Annotated in this window: 22 protein-coding genes and 1 other annotated feature; of the genes, 21 read left to right on the top strand and 1 reads right to left on the bottom strand. The window is 38.5% G+C overall.

Features of this window, described 5'->3' with window-relative positions; all coding sequences use genetic code 11:
• Positions 1 to 12 precede the first annotated feature (12 nt).
• The 16 genes from cybH (at position 13) to AAA071_RS02940 (ending at position 16985) form a co-directional block, all read left to right on the top strand.
• Entirely contained in the window at positions 13 to 822 is an 810-nt protein-coding gene (gene cybH, locus AAA071_RS03015) for a Ni/Fe-hydrogenase, b-type cytochrome subunit (protein WP_008601341.1), read from the top strand.
• Entirely contained in the window at positions 815 to 1411 is a 597-nt protein-coding gene (locus AAA071_RS03010; RefSeq protein WP_278466420.1) for a HyaD/HybD family hydrogenase maturation endopeptidase, read from the top strand. Before cybH ends, AAA071_RS03010 begins: the two co-directional genes overlap by 8 nt.
• Positions 1412 to 1461: 50 nt before the next feature.
• On the top strand, positions 1462 to 1839 hold the full coding sequence (locus AAA071_RS03005; RefSeq protein ID WP_008714244.1) for a hydrogenase expression/formation C-terminal domain-containing protein: 378 nt from the start codon (positions 1462 to 1464) through the stop codon (positions 1837 to 1839).
• A 376-nt stretch (positions 1840 to 2215) separates the two neighbouring features.
• The gene (locus AAA071_RS03000) at positions 2216 to 3226 is read left to right on the top strand and encodes a glycosyltransferase family 2 protein (RefSeq protein ID WP_004696372.1); all 1011 of its coding nucleotides are present in this window, start codon (positions 2216 to 2218) and stop codon (positions 3224 to 3226) included.
• A gap of 84 nt (positions 3227 to 3310) precedes the next feature.
• Positions 3311 to 4123, top strand: a complete 813-nt coding sequence (locus AAA071_RS02995) for a C40 family peptidase (protein ID WP_008714242.1) — start codon at positions 3311 to 3313, stop codon at positions 4121 to 4123.
• A 277-nt stretch (positions 4124 to 4400) separates the two neighbouring features.
• On the top strand, positions 4401 to 7016 hold the full coding sequence (gene alaS, locus AAA071_RS02990; RefSeq protein WP_343094921.1) for an alanine--tRNA ligase: 2616 nt from the start codon (positions 4401 to 4403) through the stop codon (positions 7014 to 7016).
• 154 nt (positions 7017 to 7170) lie between these two features.
• Complete coding sequence (locus tag AAA071_RS02985; RefSeq protein WP_004696366.1) at positions 7171 to 7431, top strand: IreB family regulatory phosphoprotein; 261 nt, start codon at positions 7171 to 7173, stop codon at positions 7429 to 7431.
• Complete coding sequence (gene ruvX, locus AAA071_RS02980; protein ID WP_004696363.1) at positions 7431 to 7850, top strand: Holliday junction resolvase RuvX; 420 nt, start codon at positions 7431 to 7433, stop codon at positions 7848 to 7850. Before AAA071_RS02985 ends, ruvX begins: the two co-directional genes overlap by 1 nt.
• A gap of 26 nt (positions 7851 to 7876) precedes the next feature.
• Positions 7877 to 8173 carry a DUF1292 domain-containing protein gene (locus AAA071_RS02975; protein WP_008601328.1) on the top strand — a complete coding sequence of 99 codons (297 nt, stop codon included), beginning with the start codon at positions 7877 to 7879 and terminating at the stop codon, positions 8171 to 8173.
• 243 nt (positions 8174 to 8416) lie between these two features.
• Positions 8417 to 9850: an endolytic transglycosylase MltG gene (gene mltG, locus AAA071_RS02970; RefSeq protein ID WP_341462033.1), complete on the top strand. Its 1434-nt coding sequence runs from the start codon at positions 8417 to 8419 to the stop codon at positions 9848 to 9850.
• 23 nt (positions 9851 to 9873) lie between these two features.
• Positions 9874 to 10482 (top strand): O-methyltransferase, encoded by a 609-nt coding sequence (locus AAA071_RS02965; protein ID WP_279008981.1) that lies wholly within the window; start codon positions 9874 to 9876, stop codon positions 10480 to 10482.
• Positions 10482 to 11726 carry a peptidase U32 family protein gene (locus AAA071_RS02960; protein ID WP_077708551.1) on the top strand — a complete coding sequence of 415 codons (1245 nt, stop codon included), beginning with the start codon at positions 10482 to 10484 and terminating at the stop codon, positions 11724 to 11726. Before AAA071_RS02965 ends, AAA071_RS02960 begins: the two co-directional genes overlap by 1 nt.
• Before the next feature lie 3 nt (positions 11727 to 11729).
• Positions 11730 to 12005 (top strand): DUF4911 domain-containing protein, encoded by a 276-nt coding sequence (locus AAA071_RS02955; RefSeq protein ID WP_279008984.1) that lies wholly within the window; start codon positions 11730 to 11732, stop codon positions 12003 to 12005.
• A 101-nt stretch (positions 12006 to 12106) separates the two neighbouring features.
• The gene (locus tag AAA071_RS02950; RefSeq protein WP_279008986.1) at positions 12107 to 13096 is read left to right on the top strand and encodes a hypothetical protein; all 990 of its coding nucleotides are present in this window, start codon (positions 12107 to 12109) and stop codon (positions 13094 to 13096) included.
• A gap of 239 nt (positions 13097 to 13335) precedes the next feature.
• Positions 13336 to 13568, top strand: a binding site (T-box leader).
• A 141-nt stretch (positions 13569 to 13709) separates the two neighbouring features.
• A complete protein-coding gene (gene thrS, locus AAA071_RS02945) occupies positions 13710 to 15620 on the top strand; it encodes a threonine--tRNA ligase (protein WP_118091341.1) in 1911 nt (636 codons plus the stop codon).
• A gap of 159 nt (positions 15621 to 15779) precedes the next feature.
• Positions 15780 to 16985: an MFS transporter gene (locus AAA071_RS02940; RefSeq protein WP_118091340.1), complete on the top strand. Its 1206-nt coding sequence runs from the start codon at positions 15780 to 15782 to the stop codon at positions 16983 to 16985.
• 164 nt (positions 16986 to 17149) lie between these two features.
• Here AAA071_RS02940 and AAA071_RS02935 read toward each other — a convergent pair whose 3' ends face one another.
• Complete coding sequence (locus AAA071_RS02935; RefSeq protein ID WP_118091339.1) at positions 17150 to 18643, bottom strand: DASS family sodium-coupled anion symporter; 1494 nt, start codon at positions 18641 to 18643, stop codon at positions 17150 to 17152.
• A gap of 538 nt (positions 18644 to 19181) precedes the next feature.
• Here AAA071_RS02935 and infC point away from each other — a divergent pair.
• The 5 genes from infC (at position 19182) to AAA071_RS02910 (ending at position 21922) form a co-directional block, all read left to right on the top strand.
• Positions 19182 to 19700: a translation initiation factor IF-3 gene (gene infC, locus AAA071_RS02930; protein WP_038150063.1), complete on the top strand. Its 519-nt coding sequence runs from the start codon at positions 19182 to 19184 to the stop codon at positions 19698 to 19700.
• Positions 19701 to 19720: 20 nt separating this feature from the next.
• Positions 19721 to 19918 (top strand): 50S ribosomal protein L35, encoded by a 198-nt coding sequence (gene rpmI, locus AAA071_RS02925; RefSeq protein WP_004696338.1) that lies wholly within the window; start codon positions 19721 to 19723, stop codon positions 19916 to 19918.
• Positions 19919 to 19964: 46 nt separating this feature from the next.
• Positions 19965 to 20315: a 50S ribosomal protein L20 gene (gene rplT / locus AAA071_RS02920; protein WP_004696335.1), complete on the top strand. Its 351-nt coding sequence runs from the start codon at positions 19965 to 19967 to the stop codon at positions 20313 to 20315.
• Positions 20316 to 20458: 143 nt separating this feature from the next.
• A complete protein-coding gene (locus tag AAA071_RS02915; protein WP_279009144.1) occupies positions 20459 to 21013 on the top strand; it encodes a hypothetical protein in 555 nt (184 codons plus the stop codon).
• Between the two features lie 267 nt (positions 21014 to 21280).
• Positions 21281 to 21922, top strand: a complete 642-nt coding sequence (locus tag AAA071_RS02910; protein WP_004697221.1) for a PdaC/SigV domain-containing protein — start codon at positions 21281 to 21283, stop codon at positions 21920 to 21922.
• The last annotated feature ends 96 nt before the right edge of the window (positions 21923 to 22018 follow it).

Here is a 22018-nt window from a genome sequence, read left to right as displayed (position 1 = left end):
GGTGGTGGACTTATGTTAATACATACTGACAAAAAGGCGTATGTCGTATTTAGTCTATGGTTGCGTATATTCCACTGGACTATGGTACTCAGTGTAACTGCATTGTTCTGGACTGGCCTATATATTGGTGATCCAGGCTTTGCTGCGATTACGGGTAACCCTGAACCAACCTTTGCTATTGATGGCTGGTTCTCTATGGAAACTATGCGTCGTATCCATTTCATTGCAGGTGTTATCTTAACGTTCTCCTTCATCTTCCGTTTTGCAGGCGCTCTTTGGAACAGAGGGGATAGATTATTACCTAAATTCCGTCAAAAACGGTATTGGTACGGTCTTAAAGAAACAACATTGCACTATTTAATGATTCCTCAAAAACATGAACATCATTGGCTTCGTAATTCCTTAGCTAGAACTGCGTATATGATGGTATACATTATGTTCTTCTTTGAAATTTTAACGGGTTTCGCAATGTATTCGATGGTTAACCCTAATGGTATTCTAGGAACTTTATTTGCACCAGTGGTTACATTATTTGGTGGTGAATACAAGGTCCATGTTATCCATCACTACATTGCGTGGGGATTCTTGTTCTTTACTATTGTTCACGTGTATATGGCATTCCGAGAAGATGTTATGGAGGAATCCGGCGAAGTATCTGCTATGGTTTCAGGTATGAAATATTACGCTCATGATCCAATTGATATTGAAGACCTTAATGGTAAACGTCGTCGTGGGGAACGTATTGATAAACCATCTGGTACTACATATCGTCCAAGTGATCCTAATGATCCTAGAGAAAGAGAATTACAAGAAAATGACTAATACAAGTACTGATATTATTAGTGGCTTGGAACAATACGCGGACTCAGAGGGTCCGCGTATTGATTTAAATAGCCTTTATGATGATGGAGATAATGAAATTGTTCTACTCGGAGTCGGCAATATTTTACTTACCGATGAGGGATTAGGTGTTCATGTAGTAAAAGAATTGAAAGAGTCTTTCACATTTACGCCTGCAATTTCCATTATTGACGGTGGCACTATGGGAATGGAATTACTTACGTATATGCGTGGTATGAAGAAAATCCTTCTTGTAGACGCTATTAATGGCGGAGATGCTCCAGGAACTATATATGAATTTCCTCATAAGGAATTAGAACAATATTTTACGGAACATATTTCTGTACATGAAGTAGGAATGCAAGATATTTTACGTATCCGTGCTATTCAAGAGGATCCATTAGAAGATGCAGTGGTTATCGGTGTAGAGCCGGAATCATTGGAAATCGGTTTTGAACCTAGCGAGCCGGTACAATGCGCCTTGCCTGAGGTTAAGAAACGTGTTTTGAATGTACTACGAGAATGGGGCGTAGTAGCTGAGCCTAAAGCACAAAGTGAAAATTTCATATAGTATATAGATAGCTTATAGAATGTAAAGATAGTCTCTGTATAGGAGTATTTATGATTGAAAATTATGGTAATGTTCGCGCCGTTTTAAATGAGTTGCGTTTGGCTCTAAAGAATTTGCGTGAAACTGGTGAGACATATTCGATTTATATTGAAAAAACGGGTTTAACAGAGGAAGAACAAGTTGAAGTATTAGAAACACTTGGACGCGGTCATATTACGATTAACTTTAATGAAACTGATCAACCTGTAGAATGGTATGAATCACAATTTTCTGGAATCTGGATTGGGACTTATAAAAATGGTCGTGATGACTCAATTTTACATACCGTAGAGGTCGCTAAGTATCCAGTTGTAGCTGGTGCTTATATAGAGGATATGGAACTGGCGGAGGAAGATTTACAATCTTGGATTGATGCTGCTGGATTATAGTAAAGGAGACCCTTAACGGGTCTCCTTTTTATGAAAAATAGATGAAAATAGATGTTTCCGGTAAATTTGTGATAAAAATACATATAAATTTTTGATTAATAGTTAATAAAGTCAGAAATAATCATATTTACTTCCATATCATTAAAATAAATATTTTTTATAAATCGCTTTATTAATTAGGTTTACAAATAAATTAATATTATATTAATTTGCTATAGTTATATAAAAGATAAATGAAGTGTTTTATTGGTGTTTTATAGAGAAGTGGCTTATTTACTGGCTTTATAAACATTATTAGGCCTATTGTTAACCTTTAGCATTTGCCTTAATTTACTAATTAACATAAAATATGTGAGTAAAATACTTTGGAGGATTTATGTTACTTTCTATTGTAGTGCCTGTATATAACGAAGAGGAAAATATAGCGAACTTTTATAAAGCTGTAACTGATGTTATGTCAGGTCTCACATATGATTATGAACTAATCTTCGTGGATGATGGATCTAGTGATTCGTCAGCTATGATACTGCGTGAAATTGCATTCAATGACAAACATGTTAAAGTGTTATTGCTGGCTCGTAACTTTGGGCATCAAACGGCACTTACATGTGGACTTGATTATGCTCATGGCGATGCAGTCATTACAATGGACGGTGATATGCAGCATCCACCTGCATTGATTCCTGAACTAGTTCGATTGTGGGAATCAGGGTATGATGTGGTGCGTACCATTCGCGATTCAACTGATGACGCTAGTTGGGCTAAATCTTTCACGTCTAAGTATTATTACAAACTAATGAACAAAATGGCCGATGTTCCTATTGTTGAAGGTGGGTCAGATTTCCGTCTCATGAATAGTAAAGCATTGGGCACGTTGAAACGATTTAGAGAACATGGTCGATTTTTGCGCGGTATTGTCGGCGCCTTAGGGTATAGACAAGCAGAGTTGCACTTTGTGGCACCACCTCGATTTGCAGGTGTCTCAAAGTTTAGTGTGCGTAAAATGATTCGATTTGCTCTCGATGGTGTAACCGCTTTTTCAAGGGTGCCTTTACGGGCGGCCTTGTATGTAGGTGTACTTTGTGGTGGAATGAGTTTTTTGCTCATCTTACATCTTTTGTATGTATATCTTACAGGACAAGCTTTGAATGGGTGGACAACCTTGGGCGTATCAATCTTGTTTATTGGTGGAATTCAACTCGTCGGACTGGGGATTATTGGCGAGTATGTAGGTCGTATTTTTGAAGAGGTGAAGCAACGGCCTTTGTATTGGGTTAAGTCAGCTATAAATTTTGAAGAGCATGAAGAGGCTCCGTTACTCGGACCAAGCAGTGCAGATGTTTTTATGGCACCAGAGGCTTATACCAACAAGAGCAAAGAAGACTAGCTGTATTTGTGAATGCAAATAAATAGACGGTTAGTATATTTTGAATAAATAACTTACTTTAAAAGTTTTTTGGAAAGGAAGCATATGAAGTCAAAATATAGTAAGGTTAAAATAACGGCATTAACATTAACTTTTGTGTGTGCCACAACAGCCATGGTTGGCGCAACAACATTACAATATGGTGATAAGGGCAAAAGTGTTACAGCGGTTCAACAACAACTAATTAAACACGGCTATAATGCTACAGATAAAAATGGTGTATATGGTAAGGAAACGAAGTGGGCAGTTCGTTTGTTCCAACAAGATCGTGGCCTTCCAGTGGATGGTATCGTAGGTCCTGCTACGTATAACGCATTGATGGGTGCTCCTCGTTCTACGAAGGCAGTATTGACTCAAAATGCAGCGACTAAAGCAGTAGCAACGAAATCCGCTTTTACAAACAGTAATGCGACATCCCGTCGTATTGCTGGTCAATCCATTAATGGCAAGAACGTTAAATTAAACAATATTACGAAAAATGAAACACCTAGCAGCATTCACGCAATCTTGGCAGAAGCTGACAAATACCGCGGTGTACCCTATGTATTTGGCGGTACTACTCCAAGTGGCTTTGACTGCTCTGGTTATGTTAAATATGTATTTGAAAAACAAGGTATTTCCTTACCACGTTTGGCAGATGAACAGTATAACGTAGGTGTTGAAGTTTCTCGTGCGAACTTGAAAGCAGGGGATTTGGTATTCTTCGAAACATATGAACCAGGTCCATCTCACTCTGGCATTTATATTGGCGATGGCAAGTTCATTAGCGCCACTTCCAGTCGTGGTGTTGCAGTAGCAGATCTTGATACTGGCTATTGGGGTGAACGTTACATCGGCGCAAAACGCGTTGTACGCTAATTTAATAACTAGCTATAAAAGAGGCTATACGAATCAATTTTGTTTTGTTGATTTGTATAACCTCTTTTTATGTTTATTATTTACGATTTAACTAGCATTGACTAAATTTGACCTTTACTTTTATTGTAAAAAATATGGATTAAAATTTATATATTTCACGGTCTGATTGGATTGGTGTGAAAGTGCGTGAATTCCGCATAATCTCAATGTTTTGGATAGATTTTATATCGTTTTTGAGTTATAATAAAGAGTAAATAATTTTAGGAGGAATATACACATGAAGGGTAATGAACTGCGTCAAGCATACTTGCAGTTTTTTGAAAGTAAAGGACATTTAAAATTAGATAGTTTTTCTCTTATACCAGAAAACGATCCGTCTTTGTTATTGATCGGGGCAGGTATGGCGCCATTGAAGCCTTTCTTTACAGGTAAATTGGTACCTCCTTGTCGTCGTATTACAACATGCCAAAAAAGTATGCGTACCGGTGACCTTGAAAACGTAGGGCGTACAGCACGGCATCATACATTCTTTGAAATGTTGGGGAATTTCTCTTTCGGGGACTACTTTAAAAAAGAAGCTATTCATTGGGCGTGGGAGTTTTTAACTGAGGTTATTAAACTCGATAAAAATAGATTATATGTTACTGTATATCCAGATGACCAAGAGGCATATGATACATGGCATAATGATTGTGGTATAGAAGAGAGCCATATCACGCGTCTCGAAGATAACTTCTGGGAAATTGGCGAAGGCCCATGTGGTCCAGATAGCGAAATCTTTTTTGATCAAGGTCCTGAACATGGTTGTGATGACCCTAATTGTGCGCCAGGCTGTGATTGCGATCGCTATCTTGAAATTTGGAACTTAGTGTTTACTCAATTCAATAAAATGCCAGATGGATCTTATGAACCATTACAACATAAAAACATCGATACAGGCGCCGGTCTTGAACGATTGGCTTCCGTATTACAAGGCTGTAAAACAAACTTTGAAACCGATTTGATTTTCCCAATCATCGAAGCCACTGCAAAACGCGCTGGTGTTACATATAACGAAGATCCAAATACAGATGTTTCTTTAAAAGTTATCGCTGACCACGCTCGTGCTGTCACTGCATTGATCTCCGATGGCGTATTGCCATCCAACGAAGGTCGCGGCTACGTATTACGTCGTATTTTACGCCGTGCTGTACGTCATGGCCGTTTACTTGGTATTGAAGGTATCTTCTTAACACCACTTATTGATGTAGTCGTAGACATTCTTGGCCCTGGTATTACATCTATTGCTGAGAAACAAGACTTCGTTAAACGCGTGGTTCAAAACGAAGAAGAACGCTTTAACCAAACCTTGGAACAAGGTCTTGAGTTATTAAACTCCTTAATCGATACATTAGCCGCTGAAAAGGCAACTGTTGTTCCTGGTACAGAAGTATTTAAACTATATGATACATATGGATTCCCTTGGGAATTAACAGAGGAAATAGCTTCTGAACGCGGCTTTACAATCGACCATGAAGGTTTTGAAGCCGCTATGAAAGAACAACGTGAACGCGCTCGTGAAGCTCGTGTAAAAGAAGATGCGAAGGTAGCAACACCAGACATTACATTCTTGAAAGATGAAGAACTTGTTGAAGATGAAGCAGAAACTGCATCCTCCGTATTGATGCTTGGTAAAGGTTCTGAACGCTTGCAAACAGCAGCTGACGGCGATGAAATTACTGTTATCGTACGCACTACTCCATTCCATGCTGAAGGGGGAGGTCAATTAGGTGATACAGGTTTTATCGTGGGCCCAATGGGTAAGGTAGAGGTTCATAATACAAAACGTTTACCAGAAGGCACTGTATATCATATCGGTACTGTTATAGAAGGTTCTATTTCTGAAGGTGACGATGTAACGCTTGAAGTGGATACAAATCGTCGCGCAGCAATGGCCCGCAACCATACAGCAACACACTTGTTACATACAGCATTGAAAAAGGTTCTTGGCGAGCATGTTAACCAAGCTGGTTCTCTAGTAACTCCTGATTATTTACGTTTTGACTTCACTCATTTTTCCCCTGTAACACAAGAGGAACTTGATCAAATTGAAGCACTTGTAAACGAAGAAATTTTAAAAGCTACGGACCTAGCTATCGCTGAAATGTCCATGGAAGAAGCAAAAGCGAAAGGTGCGATGGCACTCTTTGGTGATAAATATGGCGATGTAGTTCGCGTTGTAGAGGTTCCTGGCTTCTCCGTTGAATTATGTGGTGGTTCTCATGTAGGCAACACAGCTTTCATTAGTTCCTTCCGTTTAACATCTGAAGCTGGTATCGGTTCTGGTGTACGTCGTATTGAAGCGATTACAGGTCGTGCAGCTCTCGATGCAGCAAAACAAGATCGTTTGACTATTGAACGCATGGCAAGCGAGCTTAAAACTAAAGCGCCTCAAATAGAAGAACGCTTACACCAAGTGTTGACAGAAGCTAAAGACACAGCAAAAGAATTAGAACAAATTCGTAAAGAAGTTTCGGCAGCGGGTGCAGCTGACATCGTTGCTGGTAAAGTTGTGATAGGTGATGTTGAATTTGTTGCCGCAGCTGTAAAGGCGTCCTCCATCGATGAATTGCGTGATTTAGCTGATATGGGCCTTGATAAATTGAATGGCTCTGGTGTGGTTCTTGTAGGCGCTGCTATGGGCGATGATAAGGTAAACTTTGTATGTAAAGTATCTAAAGATGTCGTTGCTAAAGGTGCAAAAGCAGGTAATATTGTTAAAGCAGCAGCTCAAGTAGCTGGAGGTAATGGCGGTGGCCGTCCGGACATGGCACAAGCAGGTGGCAAAGAGCCAGCTAAATTAATGGAAGCATTAAAAGCTGGTGGTGAAGCCTTAAAATCTATGTTACAATAGGCATATAATTTTATAATTATACTTGTATCTGTTATAGAAATTTTTTATAATGCATAAAAAGTTACTGACTTTGTAGCTTTAATTCAAGTATAATAGTAGGTGAGATTTCACTTGTATAGTGAAATCTGCCGATGTAATAAAAAGGAGGGATACGATGAACGTTTCAGATGAAACCATGTTATTCCGTAAAGTAGACGATGAACCGATGACCGCTGAAGAGGTGCTTACGCGTGTTTATCAATCTATTCAAGAAAAAGGTTACAATCCAATTAATCAAATCTTAGGGTATCTAATCTCTGGAGATCCTGCGTATATAACAAGTTATAATAATGCGCGTTCCGATATCCGCCGTTTAGAGCGTGATGACTTGATTGAAGAATTGTTGAAAGAATACGCAAAGGCTAAACAATTATAATGAGAATTATGTCATTAGATGTAGGCAGCCGTACTATTGGTATTGCCTGTAGCGATGCACTGCTCATGACAGCACAAGGTATTGAAACCATTCGTAGAACATCTCTGGAAAAAGACTTTAATCGCTTACAAGAACTCATTTCTGAATATGAAGTACATGAACTTGTGGTAGGTATGCCGAAAAATATGAATGGTACAAAAGGTGAACGGGCTGAAAAGACTGAAGAATTCGTTGCAAAAATGAAGGAAGTCATCGATTTACCTGTTACATATTGGGATGAGCGGTTATCTACTGTTATGGCTGAACGTCAACTCATCGCAGCTGACGTGAGCCGTAAAAAGCGTAAATCCGTTATCGATAAAATGGCAGCGGTTGTAATTTTGCAAGGATATCTAGATCGCTTGCAGTTTAATAAATAAGTATTTTTCCTTAAGGAGGGTTTCCAATGGTTGACCAAAATTTTGAAGGTGAAGTGTATTATTTGGAATTCGAAGACGAACATGGTAATAAACAATACTTCACAGAAGATGTTATCTTGAGCCATGAAGGTCAAGAGTATGCCGTTCTTGTACATGTACAAGATGAAGATGCCGACCATGAAGGTCAAGATGACACGTACATGATCTTGGCTCGCATCGAAACAAATGAAGAAGGCGTAGAAGAATACGTACCTTTGGATGAAGAAGATGAAAACTTTGAAACTCTAGTAAAATTGTATGAAGACATGGATGAAGACGAATAATTGTCTTTAGCATAAATTTAGCGTGTTGTCAGTGGACAATGCGCTATTTTTATTTTGTTATACCTTATCATTGTTGTACAAAGAAGGGACTTCATTCATGCTAAGGGCATAACAAATATATAAAATTAATATATTGCATAAAATGGAATAAGTGGAATCATTGCCCTTTTATATAGGGGAAATATAGAGTTTATGGTATAATGAATTGATATACTGTTATGTTACAGAAAGGAACTCAACAACGTGAGAAAAGCCTTAAGATATATTTTGCTCCTAGTTATTATAGGTATATTAATTATTGGTGGAGGCCTTGGTGCATTGTACTTTGTACCGAATACCTTTGCTCAAGATGATGGAACACAAGTAGTCGTTATAGAAAAAGGTCAAACGGGTACTGAAATTGCAGATATGCTTTTTGAAAGGGGGCTAATTCGCTCAACTCAGGGCTTTAAGCTCTGGTTATACTTGAGTGGCACCAATGATAAGCTTCAAACTGGCCATTATCAAATACCTAATAAGGTAACTGTGCGCGAACTCATTTCCTTATTACAAGAAGGTCATGTAGAATCTATTCGTATTACAATTCCAGAAGGATATACAGTTGGTGATATTGCTATCGTTCTTGAAAAGAATCAAATTATGAAGGCGAAGGACTTCTTAGCTGAAGCTAAGACCTATGTACCATACCCTTACATGAAAGGCACAAAACCTGCTACATATCCTGTAGAAGGCTTCTTGTTCCCAAGCACGTATGAAATCCCTGTAGGTGCTACGCCTCGTGATGTTATTCAAATGATGGCTGACGAAATGAATCGTTACCTTACCCCAGCTGTGAAGAAACAAATTCAAGCTCAACATATGAGTATCCATGATTTTGTAACCTTGGCGTCTATCGTTGAACGAGAGTCTTTATTTGATGCAGACCGCCCAACTATTGCAGGGGTATTCAAAAAGCGTCTAGCTCACGGTATTCCATTGCAATCTGATGCGACTATTTCCTATGTACTTGGTTATGCAAAGGAAAATGTAACGATTGGGGATACACAATTGCAAAGCCCATATAATACATATGTATCTAAAGGTTTACCACCAGGTCCAATTGCAAATCCTGGTAAAAAAGCTCTAGATGCAGTTTTACATTCTGAAAATACAGATTATTTATACTTCGTAGCAGATAAAGAGGGGCATAATCACTTCTCTAAATCATACGAAGAACATTTAGCAGCGGTTAATAAAATTTATGGTGCTGACACAGTAAAAAATTCTTCTGCTAATACTGAAGTAGCTGCACAAGCTGGTCCTAACTATGACGTAGCAGTAGCGACTACAGAGCCTAATTATAATTATAGTTCTGCAGAAGCAGTGGAAGCAGATTCTCAATATGTTGACGTAGAACCTAGTTATAAATACACACCGACTACAGTTCCAGCAGCTGAGATTCCAGATCCTGTACCAGATTCAACACAAAATCAATCATCGACGCAAGTTACGCCAGCTGCTCCATCCTATGGAAATAATACAAATAACAATACGTATGTACCAACGACGACACCTGTACCTGAATCGATGCAAAATGTGATTCCTAATGCACAACAAGTACCACAAATTCAGGTAGAACCTGCAAATCCTGCTGAACGCTCTACGTTGGTAGTTCCTAGTGGTACTAACAATAGATAATGTAGGAGATTTAATCTACTTTCATGACATTAAATGATATTTTAAATGAACAGCGTATTTACGCGATGATTAATGATGTGCCGATTTTACGAGAATCTGAGGTTCATCTATTTGAAGAATTAATAGGTTTGTACCGGCCCACCTCTGTGTTAGAGGTGGGCACCGCCATTGGTTACTCCGCTTTGTTGATGGCTCCGCTACTTGACGAGGAAGAGGGGCATATTACATCCATTGAACTGGATGATGTGCGTTACGAAATGGCGAAATACTATATTAACCAATCCGATTATGCCGATAAAATTACATTGCTGAAAGGCGATGCGTCTCAAGTCTTAACGGAACTCACAGGCGAATATAATCTAGTGTTTTTAGATGGTCCAAAGGGGCAATATTTAAAACAACTTGAACTTATTCTGCCACATGTGAAAGAAGGGGGCGTCATTCTTGCAGATAATGTACTCTTTAGAGGCTATGTAAGGGGCGATAAGGAACCACCAAAACGGTTCAAAACTATCGTAAAACGGTTACAAGAATACTTAACATATGTTGAAAATAAAGAATTGTTTAACACTACTATTTACCCAATGGGTGATGGTATGAGTGTGAGTGTGTGGAAAGGGCACAACAAATAATGGCAGAACACTTTATGGAATTGCTTTGTCCTGCAGGTAATATGGACAAGCTTAAAATGGCTATCCGCTATGGTGCGGATGCCGTATATTGCGCAGGCAAACGTTTTGGCTTGCGCGCAGGTAACTCTAATTTCTCCGATGAGGAATTAAAGGAAGCTGTAGAATTTGTACATGCACATGGCAAAAAGATTCATGTTACATGTAATATCATTCCTCACAACGAGGACTTTGAAGGTTTAGAGGACTATTTGAAATTTCTTGAAAGCATCGGTGTTGATGCTATCATCGTTGCAGACATGGGGATTTTTAGCCTTGCTAAGCGCGTGGCTCCAGGTTTAGAGCTTCACGTAAGTACACAAGCTTCTACTACGAATTGGCATACAGTTCAAATGTGGAAAGAACTTGGTGCCACACGTGTTGTAGCGGCTCGTGAGGTATCCTTAGCAGACCTTAAAGAAATGAAGGATCATGTAGATATTGAGATTGAGTCCTTCGTACATGGTTCTATGTGTATTTCTTACTCTGGTCGCTGCTTATTGTCCAACTATATGACAGGCAATCGTGATGCTAACCGTGGTCAATGTTCTCAATCTTGTCGATGGAAATATTCTCTTGTGGAATCTAATCGACCTGGTGAATATTATCCAATCGAAGAAGATGAACATGGCACGTATATCTTTAACTCTAAAGACTTGTGTTTAATTCACCGCATTCCAGATCTATATGAAGCTGGTATTGATAGCCTTAAAATCGAAGGCCGTATGAAATCTGTTCATTACTGTGCCACAGTGGCAAAAGTATATCGCACAGCGATTGATACATACCTTAAAGAAGGTAAAGATTGGTACGTTCGTCCAGAATGGATTGCAGAATTAGAAAAGATTTCCCATCGCCCTTATACAGATGGCTTTGCTGAAGGGCGCCCTGATGAGACGGCTCAAAACTATGGTAAATCTACAAATACCCAAAGCCATGACTTCATCGGTTTAGTTATAGGCTACAACGAAGAAGAAAAATACGTTGATCTTGAACAACGTAATAACTTCAAGGTGGGTGATAAGGTAGAATTCTGCCAGCCAAAAGGAGAACTCGTTGAAACTGTTATCGAAAAAATGACAGATGAAGATGGAAATCCTATCGATGTAGCACCTCATGCACAAATGAAAGTTCGCATCTATATGGATACACCTCTTGAACCGTATTCCATGATGCGTCGCGAGTGCAAACCTAAAGAAGATGAATAGTTTATGAGTGGTACAGCCTTAGAGCCGAGTAAATCAATCGGTGCATTTCCAGATGTACCTGATTTAGCAACCTCTGGAGAAGAAGCGTATGTGTACTTTCACATTGATCCTAAGCATACGAATTTCATCAATCGCATCATTGAAGGCTATGAATATTTAGGTGTTATGACCTCGGTAGATACGAGTGGGCGGTGTATGTTGCGCTGCACACCATCTACAAGGCTCTTGGCGCTTGAAGTATTGAGTAGCTTATTCGATTATGTCACTATAGAAGGTTAAGTATAATTTTGATTGTAAATCGTATGAGGGAATTTTATGATTATACTAGATTTACAATTACATCAAATGTATACAAATTGTAGAGAAATGAGAGTATATCTATGAAACAATCTATTTTGAAACGCACATTATTAACAGCTTGCCTTGGAGTATCTATGGCAAGTGTAGCTATGGCGGGCCCTGTAGGCCCTGTCGTTATTCCTCAAGCAGGGGATGTGGTTGTTATCAACCACGGTCCTGATATGACGTTTACAGGTAATATCAATTTTGATGTGGAAAGCCAAACTAACAACAATTTACAAATTGGCTCTACTGTGATTCCTAATGTAGTATATGGTGCGGCATTCAATAAATCTGGTGCACCAGATACCATCATCCCGGCTCAAACCTATGTATATGTAGGCACAAAAGACGGGGCGAATGCTTTCACAGAAGCTAGCGATGCAGACAAAAAAGGCGCAAGCTGGAATGTGGAAACATTGAAGAAAACTAAATCTGGCGATGTACAATTGGCGAGCCGTGGCGTTCCTGAAAAACCGTTGGCTAATCAAGTAGCGACCATTAAAGATTCCATTATGCTTAGCGCTGTAGACCTCAGTACAACAGAGGTGGGACGCAATAGCAAGGGCATTTTATACATGACCGTTCCTAAGGAATTGAAATTGACTGCTGACACAGGTATTCCTGATGACGTGCGCGAAACGATGCCAGCCATGTTCCGCGGCAAGATGGGTGACTCCCTCATGGTAAACCTCATGCCTCTAAATGAAGAAGAGAAGCAACAATTAGCGGCAAATCCTCATAATGCAAATGCAATCGTATTTAACCGTGGTATGAACATGGCAAAAATGATTGGTTCCTCTGCGCGCACAAGCAAGGTGTACACATACATGAAGGATCATTATTTGAACCTTGTTATCGTAGCGAAAGATTACGATGATAACGGTGCTCGCGGTAGTGGCGTTATGATGGTATCTAAACAAGATAATTCTAATGATGTACTCTTAACACTTTACAAAGGTCCAGATCTTTCCACTAGCAAATTGGAAAAAGTAATTGGCGCTATGTTGTCTACAAACTTCAAACGCTAATTTACAAATAATGTATATAAAATGGCTCGAGATTCTGATATGTTCCGCTTTCACTGGTTGTCTAGTAAAGGGGGCCATATCATTCTCGGGCCGTTTTCTTTTAAAAATAAATGTATATACGAAAAATAAAGGTGAAGTTTATAGTATATCGTTCTAACAACAATTACAATTTATAGTTCTTATTAAATTTCCAGTTAAACTGTATTGAATTTTTTAATTCTCTATGATACTATAATCTAGTAAAAGTGATGCAAAGGACATGATTCTTTTATCCCTGTGTACCAGAGAGAGGCAGATGCTGGAAATGCCTTACACATATATTAGAGTTACCCCCTTTAAACTGATTTGTCGAACCTAAGTAGGCAAGTACGGCCGCCACCGTTATCGGGCTTAATGAAGTGAATTAACTATACACATATATTCGTATAGGTAGTTAACTAGGGTGGAACCGCGAATGATCTTCGTCCCTTGTTTGTAGGGATAGAGGGTCTTTTTTTATTACCCAATTTCTTCAAGATATTTACTCACTGTATATGTATTGTGTGGTAAGTAGGTCTATTGGGGACAGTGAAAAATCAAAGCTATCCTAGTTTATAAATTGGAGGAAAGAAAAATGGCAGATGTAAAAATCATTTTACCTGATGGTAGTGCAAAGGAATACGCTGCTGGCACTACTCTTGGGGAAGCAGTAAAACAACTATCTAACAGCTTAGCTAAAAAAGTATTAGCTGCAAACGTAAATGGCGAATTAACAGACCTTCGCGAAGAACTTGTAGATGGTTCTGAAGTAGCATTCTTAACATTCGAAGAAGATGGTGGTAAACATACATTGCGCCACACAGCTTCTCATATCTTGGCTCAAGCTGTCAAACGTTTATGGCCTGAAGCTAAATTGGCTATTGGACCCGCTATCGACAAAGGTTTCTACTATGATATCGATATGGAACATACTTTGACTCCAGAAGATTTAGGTAAAATCGAAAAGGAAATGAGCCGCATCGTAAAAGAAAATTTACCGATTACTAAATCCGTTATGCCTCGTCAAGAAGCTATCGAGTTCTTCAAATCTAAAAACGAAGACTACAAGGTAGAATTGATTCAAGACCTTCCTGAAGATGCTGTAATCTCCTGCTACTCTCAAGGCGATTTCATCGATCTTTGCGCAGGACCTCACGTGGCATCCACTGGCAAGGTGAAAGCTTTCAAATTACAAAGCATTGCAGGTGCATACTGGCGCGGCGATGAAAAAAATAAAATGTTGCAACGTATTTACGGTACTGCATTTGAAAAGAAAGAAGAACTTGATGCATACCTTCACTTGCTTGAAGAAGCGGCTAAACGTGACCACCGTAAACTTGGTAAAGAACTTGGCTTGTTTGTTATCAAAGAAGAAGGTCCTGGCTTCCCATTCTTCTTACCAAAAGGTATGGCTCTTCGCAACGAATTAGAAAACTTCTGGCGTGAAGTTCACCATGATTTTGATTATGAAGAAATTCGTACACCTATCATCTTAAGTAAACATTTGTGGGAAACTTCTGGTCACTGGGATCATTACCGTGAAAATATGTACACTACAATCATCGACGATGAAGAATATGCAATTAAACCTATGAACTGCCCAGGTGGTATCTTGGTTTACCAAAACGAAATGCATTCCTATCGTGACTTCCCATTGCGTTACGCTGAACTCGGTCTAGTTCACCGTCATGAATTGTCCGGTGCATTACACGGCTTATTCCGTGTACGTGCGTTCACACAAGACGATGCTCATGTATTCATGTTGCCAGATCAAATGCAAACTGAGTTGATGAAAGTTATCGAATTGTTCGACCGTATCTATAGTCAATTCGGTTTGAAATATCATGTAGAACTGTCCACTAAACCTGATAATGCAATGGGTGATGACGCAATTTGGGAAGCAGCGACAGAAGCATTGCGTAATGCTATTGAAGCGAAAGGTATTCCATACGTAATCAACCCTGGCGACGGCGCATTCTACGGTCCTAAACTTGACTACCATATCGAAGACTCCTTAGGTCGTACATGGCAATGTGGTACTATTCAATTGGATATGAACTTGCCTGAACGGTTCCAAATTGAATACATTGGTGAAGATGGTCAAAAACATCGTCCTATCATGATTCACCGTGCATGCTTCGGCTCTATGGAACGTTTCATTGGTATCTTAACTGAACACTATGCAGGCGCATTCCCAACATGGATGGCTCCTGTACAAGTTAAAATCTTGCCTATCTCTGAAAAACATGTTGAATATGCTAAGGAATTGGCAAAACAAATGCACCGCGACTATGTACGCGTAGAAGTAGACGATCGCAGCGAAAAAATCGGCTACAAAATCCGCCAAGCGCAAATGGCAAAAGTTCCTTACATGCTTGTTGTGGGTGATAAAGAAGTTGAAGAAGGCACAGTTAACGTTCGTAAACACGGTGGTGATGAATTAGGTTCTGTACCATTTGAAGAATTCTTTAATTCTATTAAGATTGAAATTAAAGAACGTAATTAATTATCTACTGTCTAGCTATTTATATTTATAAAAATCCCCCTCACATCTTGCACAATTATGATTAGTCTGTATAATTTATTAGTGGTGAGATTATATGAGGGGGATTTTATTATTATATTCTCTTTAATTGTTACCTGTGAGTAGCGAAAGGAAATGACTATGAAAGAAGTAAATTCATACGGTTGGAAAGCTGTTATTGGTTCATCTATAGGTTATGCCATGGATGGGTTTGATCTCTTGATTCTTGGCTTTATGCTAACCTTGATTTCAGGGGACTTAGGCTTGACTACTGGTCAAGCAGGTTCACTTGTGACGTGGACCTTGGTAGGTGCCGTAATCGGTGGTTTTATCTTTGGTACCTTGTCAGATAAGTTTGGTCGTGTTCGTGTGTTGACATGGACTATTGTATTATTTGCTGTATTCACTGGGCTTTGTGCTTTTGCACAAGGATATTGGGATCTTCTCATATATCGTACAATTGCCGGCATCGGTCTAGGCGGTGAATTCGGTATTGGTATGGCTTTAGCAGCTGAAGCATGGCCTGCACAACATCGTGCAAAGGCAACAAGCTATGTTGCCATCGGCTGGCAGTTAGGCGTATTGGCTGCAGCACTGTTAACACCCGTATTACTTCCTTATATTGGATGGCGTGGTATGTTCATGGTTGGCATTATTCCTGCCTTTGTGGCCTGGATCTTCCGTGCGAAATTACATGAACCAGAAATCTTTGTTCAAAGTAAAGACACTAAAGAACATTCCCATACGAACTCATTCAAGTTATTAGTAAAAGATGTAAGAACTACAAAGACCTCCATAGGTGTTGCTATTTTAACATCTGTTCAAAACTTTGGTTACTACGGTATTATGATTTGGTTGCCTAATTTCTTGAGTAAGCAATTAGGGTTTTCCCTTACAAAATCTGGTTTGTGGACTGCTGTTACTGTATGTGGTATGATGGTCGGCATTTGGTTATTCGGACGATTGGCTGATAAAATTGGCCGTAAACCAACATTTATCTTGTTCCAAGTATGTGCTGTGGCATCTATTTTGATTTATTCTCAACTATCTGATCCAACAGCTATGCTATTTGCCGGCGCTATTCTAGGGGCCTCTGTAAATGGTATGATGGGTGGGTATGGTGCCTTAATGGCAGAAGCCTATCCAACAAGTGCTCGCGCAACGGCTCAAAACGTGTTATTTAACATCGGTCGCGCCGTAGGTGGCTTTAGCCCAATGGTAGTAGGTATGATTATCTCAATGTACTCGTACCAAGTGGCAATTGCATTCTTGGCTATTATCTATGTAATCGATATATTGGCAACCGTATTCTTGATTCCGGAACTTAAAGGTAAGGAATTAGAATAGATAATTGTTTGTGAAAGCTTTACATTGAAAAGAATATAGACGTTTTATATTGAAAGGCATATAAAAATCAAGAGGCTCTGTCATAAGACAGAGCCTTTTATAGTATGTTTAATTTAAAATATTAGAATTATTTAGAGTGTTTGGTCTATTTAGAATATTTAGACTTACGCAATTCCAATCCAGTGCCAGTATGTAAGTGCAAATACGAGCATCATGATATAGCCGATGATGGTTAAGGGAATCCCTGTAGTCATAAATGTTTTTACATCGAATGTATCTGTACCATAAGCTACCATGCCTTGTGGTGAGTTTACTGGTAATACCAGACCAAAGCAGATTGCATATTGCATGAGCATTGTTACGCCAAGCGGATTAAGTCCTTCTGCGGAATGTCCCATAACGATGGATATTACGATAGGAATCATGGCAGAAGAGAGAGCTGTAGCTGATGCAAATCCAAGATGGATTAAAATCAGGAAGGCAGCCATAATAGCAATCAAAAGGAACACGCTTGCTGTTTCAAGGGAGAAGGCATTTACAAATACCTGTGCGAGCCAAGTAGCAGCTTTTGTTTTAAGTAATACGGAACCCAGTCCTATACCAGCTCCAAACATAACAATCGATCCCCAGTCGATATTTGGCTGTGCAAACTTCCAGTCCATAATACCAATTTTAGGGAAGAAGAATAAGGCAATTGCTATAATCGTAGTTGTTGTAGTATCGATAGAGTGTAGTTTACCCCCTGTGGCCCACAATGCTAATAAACCAATGGAGATACATAATAGTTTCTTTTCATCAAATGTCATTGGACCGATTTCTTTACGCATTTTAGCGAGTTGTACATCACCGCCAACGAGCTCTTTAAACTCTGGTTTGATAAAAGCTTGCGTTACAAAGTAGGTAATAATAGCCATAATTATGGAGAACGGTGCAGCTGCTGTGAGCCAATCAATCCAACTTACAGATGTATTCATCTGTGCTTGCATAAACCCAACAGCTACAAGGTTTTGAGCGGCAGCTGTTTGAATCATAATATTCCAAAATGTATCTGCTTGTACGGCACCTACCATGAGCAGGGCTGCTACACGGCTTTTACGTTCAATACCTAAGTTTTCGACGATACCGATAATAATTGGAGCCAGACAAGCGATACGAGCCGTTGCACTTGGTACAAAGAAGGCGAGAATAAGACCTGTAATAATAACACCTAAATAGATACGGCTTACCTTTGTACCTACACTAGATAATACGAGCATAGCAATGCGACGATCGAGACCTGTTTTACGCATGGCTACGGAAATAAACATCGCTGCACCTACGAGAATCATCGCAGGGGAAGAATAACCTGAAATAATCAGCTTTAAGGCATTGGCTGTGCCCATAGCTTTTGCGGGTGCCTCTGGATTTGGAGAGAATCCTAGTAATAAGGCAGTGAGTGCCGTAATCATAGTCGCACTTACCGGATAGGATACAGCCGATGTCATCCACAAGATGATTGCAAAGGCGAGGACACTGATCATACGATGTCCACCGGTAGATAATGTTTCTGGTGTAGGCAATAATAAAATACTACCTAGAACAATAAAGGCGAGAATAAGGCCAATATTTTGAACTGTTGTATGAGCCTTTTGAGGAGGCGAACTAGTTGTTACACTCATAATAAAACCCCTTTCATTTTCTGTAATACCTATTACTGTATAATACTTAGTTAGATAATGTTTAGTTAGATAATACTCAGTTTAATAATATCTAGTTAGATAATACATAGCTAGATAATACTCACTTAAATAATACTCAGTTAGATAATATGTAGTTAGATAATATGTAGTTAGATAATATGTAGTTAGATAATACCTTTCTAGGTAGAATATATTATATATATTATTGTATCGTATTTTTCTATAGGATTAATAATTATATTATAGAAATATTGTATACATAAAGGGGGATAGGTGTCAGTAAGTATACCTATATACAGAACTTATAATCTCTGTTATACTGAAAGAGTTGTAATAATAAATTGCTGAGAGCAACTTAAGATTGTTGTTGACTTTCACTATCTAATTTGTTATTATAATTAAGTAATTTATGAAGCAGAGGCCATCCGCCACTCACCTAATACCAAGAAGTATGAGGTTAATATAGAGAATTCTATTCGGATGGTGTTTGCCGTCCGTTTTTTTTATTCTCTTGGAGGTGAACGCTATTAGCAAGGATACACCACGCATTAATGAAGAGATTCGTGCTCGTGAACTTCGTGTCGTAGGTCCTGAAAACGAACAAATCGGTATTATGTCTGGCCGTGAGGCTTTGGCATTGGCTGAAGAACAGCATCTTGATCTTGTGGAAATTGCACCTAACGCTAAACCACCAGTAGCTCGCATTATGAACTACGGTAAATATCGTTATGAACAACAAAAACGCGAGAAAGAAGCGAAAAAGAAACAAAAAATCGTAACTTTGAAAGAAGTCAAATTACGTCCACATATTGAAGACCATGACTTTTACGTAAAAATGAAAAACGCATCCAAATTCTTGGCTGAAGGTAACAAAGTAAAAGTAACCATCATGTTCCGCGGTCGTGAACTTTCACATCCAGAACTAGGCATGGCAGTGTTGACACGTTTTGCTGAAGAACTCAAAGAAACGGCGTCTATTGAAAAAGCAGCTAAATTAGAAGGTCGTAACATGACCATGATTTTAGTAAGTAAATAAGGTATTGGGAGGATTATATTATGCCAAAAATTAAAACTCGTCGCGCAGCGGCTAAACGTTTCGCAGTAACTGGTACTGGTGAATTCAAGCGTGCGAAAGCTTTCAAAAGCCACATTCTTGAGAAAAAATCTCCAGCTCGTAAACGTAATTTACGTAAAGCTACATTGGTTGCAAAAGCTGACCACAAACGCGTAGCTAAATGCTTACCATACGCTTAATCGTTAACTATTAGATCGATACATCGTAATTTAGGAGGAATATACAATGGCAAGAGTGAAAAAGGGCGTTACAGCTCATGCACGTCATAAAAAGATTTTAAAATTAGCTAAAGGTTACCGCGGTACACGTTCCCGTTTGTTCAAAAAAGCTAACGAAACAGTAATGAAAGCGTTGTACTACGCTCGTCGTGACCGTCGTGCGAAAAAACGCGAATTCCGTCAATTGTGGATCGCTCGTATCAACGCAGCGGCTCGCATCAACGGTACAACTTACAGTCGTTTCATCGCTGGTTTAGCTAAAGCAGGCGTTGAAGTAAACCGTAAAATGTTGGCTGACTTGGCAGTTAACGATGCAGCAGCATTCGCTAAACTTGTTGAAGTAGCTAAAAACGCTTAATAGCATAATCATATACATTGAGGACTCTCTTTGGAGGGTCCTTTTTTATGTGGTGAAAGTAATAGATTATCAATAACTTTTATAATATGATATTCTATACATAGAATGTGTGTGATAAATATTAAAAGAGGGGAATTAAAATAATGAAAAAATTATTTTCTATGTTATTGTTAGTATGTATAGTAATACCATTACAGATCCAAGCTATATCGATGGAAGCAATTAAAAATGATAAGAACAATGTTCCTATTCTTACAGGAAAAAATGCTATTACGTATTTTGTAGATAAAAGTTCCATTAAAAGAGTAGAAGAGAATGAGTTTATTTATGAAGCACAGGCCGTTGTATATGAGGTTGAAAATAATAATAGTCGTAGAACTAACTCATATATTCACAAGGTTTTAGTTACTTATCGTTATGATATAAACCATTCTGTAGCCAGCGTATTACGTACTCCACAGTATGCACAAGACTATTCACTTCTCATATATGCTAAACAAGCTAGCTCTGGTATGAAATTAACAATAAATAGTGTGGAAGATTTTAATTATGAAGGTGTGGCTTTAGGGAATTTCGGTAATATTCCAGAACAATACGTTGATGTAGCTTTGCATGATCCTAAATATGTTGTAGGTAACTATATCTTTAAAGAAGCTTATGGTACAACTTTTGAAAATATGACTCTTCATAAGAAATAAGATAAATGAGTTTATGGAAGTAGCTAAAAACGCTTAATAGCATAATAATACAGATTAAGGACTCTCTTTGGAGGGTCCTTTTTGTATGGTGAAAGTATGATATAGCTACATTTATATTTTAGTGTAAAATACTAAATCGTTTTAGCTGTTTTATAAAGTGAAATAAACTATCAAAAAAGTAAAATATAAAAGAGGAGTTTTATTATAGCTTGTAGAACTAACATAGTAATAAACCTATTTAAGGTGCTTGTAAAAGGAGACATTATTATGGGAATCTTTAAAAAGCTATGTATGACCTCTATGTTAGGTGTTATGTTAACTGTACCAACGTATGCAACTGTTGTTACAGGCAGTCAATCAGATGTAAATTTAGATTTAAAGTATCCTTTAGTTTATACAGATCATGCTTATGCTCAAAGAGTTATTAATACAGATATTGCAAATTATGTACTCGAAGCAAAGGATATGTATTACAACCAACATATTTATCAAGTTTCTCAAAACTATAAGGTTACCTATGAGGATAGTCAAGTTGTTTCAATCCTACTAACTACCTATTATTACTACGCCGGAGCTGCTCATGGTATGTATAATACAAGAGGTCTTGTATATAATAAAGTAACAGGTCAACGCATTCCATTATATAACTATATAAAAATTGCGAATGCAGCACAATTGGATAACGGCTTACGATCCCATGTATTAAGTTATTATACAGGTAATCATACAAAGAGCTATATTCCAAATGGATGGAGTGTAAAATATGTAACCGATAACTATTGCTTACGCGGTAAGGGGAACATTGATCTAGTTTACCAACCATATGAACTAGGACCGTACGCAGCTGGTAATACCTATATTGGTTTTACACCAAAAGCCATTGAATACTTTAACCGCATGAACTCCTAATACAAGTGTAGCTTTAAATTGTGTCTTATCAGTACATTGATGCATTAAATAGTATTCTTGTTATAAACTCTATAAAAGCCTATAGTACATATACAG

It is taken from the genome of Veillonella parvula (assembly GCF_040097785.1).
In the GTDB taxonomy this organism is placed as follows: domain Bacteria; phylum Bacillota; class Negativicutes; order Veillonellales; family Veillonellaceae; genus Veillonella; species Veillonella parvula_D.
Note: the sequence above shows the minus strand (reverse complement) of the source record. Positions and strands in the feature narration are given on the sequence as shown.

What these genes read in the sequence shown, in the direction of transcription:
- AAA071_RS02995 (WP_008714242.1), top strand. Translation starts at nt 3,311, where the DNA reads ATGAAGTCAAAATATAGTAAGGTTAAAATAACGGCATTAACATTAACT.
- cybH (WP_008601341.1), top strand. Translation starts at nt 13, where the DNA reads ATGTTAATACATACTGACAAAAAGGCGTATGTCGTATTTAGTCTATGG.
- AAA071_RS02985 (WP_004696366.1), top strand. Translation starts at nt 7,171, where the DNA reads ATGAACGTTTCAGATGAAACCATGTTATTCCGTAAAGTAGACGATGAA.
- alaS (WP_343094921.1), top strand. Translation starts at nt 4,401, where the DNA reads ATGAAGGGTAATGAACTGCGTCAAGCATACTTGCAGTTTTTTGAAAGT.
- AAA071_RS02955 (WP_279008984.1), top strand. Translation starts at nt 11,730, where the DNA reads ATGAGTGGTACAGCCTTAGAGCCGAGTAAATCAATCGGTGCATTTCCA.
- AAA071_RS02940 (WP_118091340.1), top strand. Translation starts at nt 15,780, where the DNA reads ATGAAAGAAGTAAATTCATACGGTTGGAAAGCTGTTATTGGTTCATCT.
- thrS (WP_118091341.1), top strand. Translation starts at nt 13,710, where the DNA reads ATGGCAGATGTAAAAATCATTTTACCTGATGGTAGTGCAAAGGAATAC.
- AAA071_RS03010 (WP_278466420.1), top strand. Translation starts at nt 815, where the DNA reads ATGACTAATACAAGTACTGATATTATTAGTGGCTTGGAACAATACGCG.
- AAA071_RS03005 (WP_008714244.1), top strand. Translation starts at nt 1,462, where the DNA reads ATGATTGAAAATTATGGTAATGTTCGCGCCGTTTTAAATGAGTTGCGT.
- AAA071_RS03000 (WP_004696372.1), top strand. Translation starts at nt 2,216, where the DNA reads ATGTTACTTTCTATTGTAGTGCCTGTATATAACGAAGAGGAAAATATA.
- AAA071_RS02960 (WP_077708551.1), top strand. Translation starts at nt 10,482, where the DNA reads ATGGCAGAACACTTTATGGAATTGCTTTGTCCTGCAGGTAATATGGAC.
- AAA071_RS02915 (WP_279009144.1), top strand. Translation starts at nt 20,459, where the DNA reads ATGAAAAAATTATTTTCTATGTTATTGTTAGTATGTATAGTAATACCA.
- ruvX (WP_004696363.1), top strand. Translation starts at nt 7,431, where the DNA reads ATGAGAATTATGTCATTAGATGTAGGCAGCCGTACTATTGGTATTGCC.
- AAA071_RS02935 (WP_118091339.1), bottom strand. Translation starts at nt 18,643, where the DNA reads ATGAGTGTAACAACTAGTTCGCCTCCTCAAAAGGCTCATACAACAGTT.
- AAA071_RS02965 (WP_279008981.1), top strand. Translation starts at nt 9,874, where the DNA reads ATGACATTAAATGATATTTTAAATGAACAGCGTATTTACGCGATGATT.
- AAA071_RS02975 (WP_008601328.1), top strand. Translation starts at nt 7,877, where the DNA reads ATGGTTGACCAAAATTTTGAAGGTGAAGTGTATTATTTGGAATTCGAA.
- AAA071_RS02910 (WP_004697221.1), top strand. Translation starts at nt 21,281, where the DNA reads ATGGGAATCTTTAAAAAGCTATGTATGACCTCTATGTTAGGTGTTATG.
- AAA071_RS02950 (WP_279008986.1), top strand. Translation starts at nt 12,107, where the DNA reads ATGAAACAATCTATTTTGAAACGCACATTATTAACAGCTTGCCTTGGA.
- rplT (WP_004696335.1), top strand. Translation starts at nt 19,965, where the DNA reads ATGGCAAGAGTGAAAAAGGGCGTTACAGCTCATGCACGTCATAAAAAG.
- rpmI (WP_004696338.1), top strand. Translation starts at nt 19,721, where the DNA reads ATGCCAAAAATTAAAACTCGTCGCGCAGCGGCTAAACGTTTCGCAGTA.